The organism is Streptomyces sp. SID1328 (genome assembly GCF_009865595.1).
GTDB lineage: Bacteria > Actinomycetota > Actinomycetes > Streptomycetales > Streptomycetaceae > Streptomyces > Streptomyces griseoluteus.
In genome coordinates this window covers 1-3,313 of the sequence record NZ_WWKH01000212.1, presented here as the reverse complement: position 1 = coordinate 3,313, position 3,313 = coordinate 1, and the positions used below count along the sequence as shown (strand labels likewise).

The 3,313-nt window shown below is 74.0% G+C and carries 4 protein-coding genes; 2 read left to right on the top strand and 2 right to left on the bottom strand.

Features of this window, described 5'->3' with window-relative positions:
* On the top strand, window positions 1–1,037 hold a 1,037-nt coding region (locus GT030_RS06275), incomplete at its 5' end, for an FUSC family protein (RefSeq protein WP_202459754.1).
* A gap of 220 nt (window positions 1,038–1,257) precedes the next feature.
* Here the strand turns inward: GT030_RS06275 and GT030_RS06270 are convergent.
* Both GT030_RS06270 and GT030_RS06265 read right to left on the bottom strand, forming a co-directional pair.
* Window positions 1,258–1,644, bottom strand: coding sequence for an NUDIX domain-containing protein (locus tag GT030_RS06270; RefSeq protein ID WP_161200225.1), 387 nt, complete (start codon window positions 1,642–1,644; stop codon window positions 1,258–1,260).
* Window positions 1,645–1,747: 103 nt separating this feature from the next.
* Window positions 1,748–2,335 carry a thioredoxin domain-containing protein gene (locus GT030_RS06265; RefSeq protein WP_161200224.1) on the bottom strand — a complete coding sequence of 196 codons (588 nt, stop codon included), beginning with the start codon at window positions 2,333–2,335 and terminating at the stop codon, window positions 1,748–1,750.
* A gap of 150 nt (window positions 2,336–2,485) precedes the next feature.
* Here GT030_RS06265 and GT030_RS06260 point away from each other — a divergent pair.
* A partial coding sequence (locus GT030_RS06260; protein ID WP_161200223.1) for a PAS domain-containing protein occupies window positions 2,486–3,313 on the top strand: 828 nt, incomplete at its 3' end.

The following is a 3,313-nucleotide window of genomic DNA, read 5'->3' as shown; positions in this document are numbered from 1 at the left end:
CGCTCGGGCCCGCCCCGCCGACCACCTCCGAGCGGCCCGGGGAGGACAACACCTGTGTCCGGCTGACCGATCTGGCCTGGTCGCTGCTGATCGACTCCACGCGCGGCACGCCCGAGGACCCGCCGGAGCTGGCCCGGCTGCTGCGGACCCAGGCGGGCATGCTGGCGGACCGGCACCAGCGGTGTCCGCAGGTGCTGGCCGGCCTGGCCGCGTACTCCTCGCTGCCTGCGGAGCCGGGCCGCCGCTTCTCGCCGCGCGCGCCGGTGCCGGACGACCCGGAGGCGCGGCGGGCCTGGGTGCTGGTGCGGGGGCGGCCCGGCGGGCACAAGCCGGTGTCGGTGCTGCTGGTACCGGCGCTGCGGATGGTGCTGGGCACACTGGTGGCGGGCGGTGCCGCACTGGCGCTCGGTCTCGGCCACGGTTACTGGGCGGCCATCTCGGCGGCGGCCGTACTGCACTCGGTCAACGTCCGCACCACGGTCCAGCGAGCCGTGCAGCGCACCCTGGGGACGGCGCTCGGCCTGATCATCGCGCTCGGGGTGCTGGCCGGGCATCCGGCGCCGGTGCCGCTGGCGCTGGTGATCGTGGCGCTGGAGTTCCTGTTGGAGTACGTGGTCGTGCGCAACTACGGCCTGGGCGTGGTCTTCCTGACCCCGCTGGCGCTACTGCTGAGCGATCTGGCCGACCCGGAGTCGCCGGAGGAGCTGATCGCGGACCGGGGGCTCGGCTCGCTGCTCGGCATCGCCATCGCGCTGGTGTGCGCGCTGCTGGTGGTGCACGACCGGGCGTCGGTACGGGTGGAGCGGGCGCTCGCGCAGTGCACCGAGGCGACCGAGCGGGCGGAGCGGGCGCTGGCCTTCCCGTCCCGGCCGCCGCCTCCGGTGATCCCGGTCCATCTGGCCGTCAGCGTCGTCGAGTTGCGCGAGGCGGACGACGCGGCGGCAGGCGAACTGCTGTCGGCGGGCATCGACCCGGCGGTCCTGGCGGCGGCCGAGCAGCGCGCGTATCTGCTGCTGGCGAGGCTTCTCCACCACTGATCCGGGCAGGCAGTCGGATGTGTGCTTGCCGACGGCTTTCGCAACTCCCCTGTCGTGTGAGCGGCAGACAGACAGGCCCTGGAGTGGGCGGAGGGGTGGCTACGAGGTGTCCGAGGCGGACACGGCGGTGGCGCTGGGCAGTGGGGACGTGCCGGGGTCGGGGGTCGCGGGGGGGGACGACCGGGCGGTGGTGGACCGTGAGAAGTTCCTCGACGGCTGATCAGACCGGGCTGTGGCCCTGGAGATAGGTGCGCACGGCCGGCGGCAGCGCGTCCTGCTCGGCCTCCTCGAAGGCGACCCAGCGGATCTGCTCGGCCGGCAGCGAGGCCCCGCCGGAGGGCGAGCCGGTGAGCAACTGGCAGACCACGGCCGGGACGGCGTCCGGGGACTCGCCGTCGGCCGGGCCGAGCGGTTCGGTGCCGTCGACGAGATGGCCGGTGAGTTCGTAGACGACCCGCTCGGCCGTCGCGCCCGGTGTCTCGGCCGGTTCGGCGGTGCCGGAGGGGAGCGTCCAGGGGCCGCCGTCCCCCTGGGTCACCAGCAGCAGCCGTCCGTCGTACACCGCCACCGCGAGCACCCGGCCGCCGGCCTCCCGCTCGGAAGTCATCGCCCCGTCCCCTCCCGCGCCCGTCCGCGCGCGCGTAGGCCGCCCGGCCCGACGGCCGGACGGTCGTTCCCTACCCAGCGGGACGGGCGCGCATCCGGCGGAGTCAGGACGTCCTGATCGCGGCGAGGAACTTCTGCGGGTCGGTGTCCACTTCGCCCTCGACCGTGGTGACCGGGATGTTCTCCTTGTCGTACCAGACGGCCGGGGTGCCGGGCAGGCCGAAGGTCTCGAAGGTGGAGACGGACTCCCCGGCCCAGGTCAGATACGTGTCGTCGGACACCTTGCGGTCGAAGTCGGCCGAGCGCAGGCCGTCCACGTCACCGGCGACCGACAGCAGCACGGCCCCTTGCGCGAACTTGTCATCGGCGGGCGGGAACGGCTGGTTGTCGAAGAGGGCGCCGAGGTACTCGATGAACTGCTTCTGCCCCTCGTCGCTCGCTGCGGCCAGCGCGCCGAGCGCCTTCTGGTCGCCGTTGCCGCCCACGGTGTCGTCCATCGTCCCGGCGAAGTGGAACTTCACCACGTACTTTCCGTCGTCGGCGCCCTTCCGGATGGTGTCCAGGAGCGTCTGGGCCATACGGGCGGAGGCACGGTCGCGCATCTCCAGGAAGACCTGGAGCACGTGCGGCGCGGACAGGTCGCCGTAGTACAGCGTGGTGCCTTCGTCGCCGGTCGTGTTCGCGGGAGTCATGTGTCGAGCTTGGCACAGATGGGCGGGGCGCACGAACGGTGCGGACGGGGTCAGGCCGGGACGACACGACGCGGCTCGCGGGCGCAGTCTGGAGGGGTGGACTCATCGCACAGCAGGGCTCCGGATCGTGGCCGTGGCCTGGACAGGGCCGTGCTCGACGCGCTCTTCGCCGACTCGCCGCACCCGCTGTACGTGCTCGACGGCACGCTGCGGCTGATGGGCTTCAACGAGGCGGCCGGGGACTTCGCCGTACTGCCGCTGGGCGGCGCGCTGGGGCAGCCGCTGCGGCACTGGGCGGCCGGTCTGCACCAGGAGCCGGTGGAGGCGATGCTGCACGAGGTGCTGGCCACCGGGGAGCCCCGGCGGGACCTGGAGGTGGCGGGCGGGGCCACGCCGGACGCGCCGGACCGGGTGCTGGCGCTGTCCGCGTTCCGGCTGCGGGACGCGGACGGCGGGCTGCCAGGGGTGGCGCTCAGCGTGGTGGACGCCACCGAGCGGCACCGGGCGCAGGTCCGGCTGAGCATGCTGCGGGAGGCGAACGCCCGGATCGGCACCAGCCTGGACACGGTGCGCACCGCGCAGGAACTCGCCGACATCGGTGTGCCGGACCTGGCCGACACCATCGTGGTGGACGTACTGGACGCGGTGCTGCGGGGCGATGTGCCGGCGGTGGAGTCCCTGGGGCGCGATCTGCTGCTGCGCAGTGCCGGGTTCCGGTCCGTGCGGGCGGCGGACGGGCACCGGGCGGAGGAGGTCGGCTCTGTGATGGAGCCGGGGCTCACCTCGCAGTACGAGGAGGTGCTGACCGGGGGGCGCCCGGTGCTGATCACCGAGCACGACACGGTGCCGGCCGGGCACGGCGGGCAGGAGGTCGCGCAGGCGAACGGCGCGTACTCCAGGATGGCGGTGCCGCTGGCCGCGCGGGGCGGGGTGCTGGGCCTGGCGCGGTTCTACCGGGACCGGGGCACCGCGCCGTTC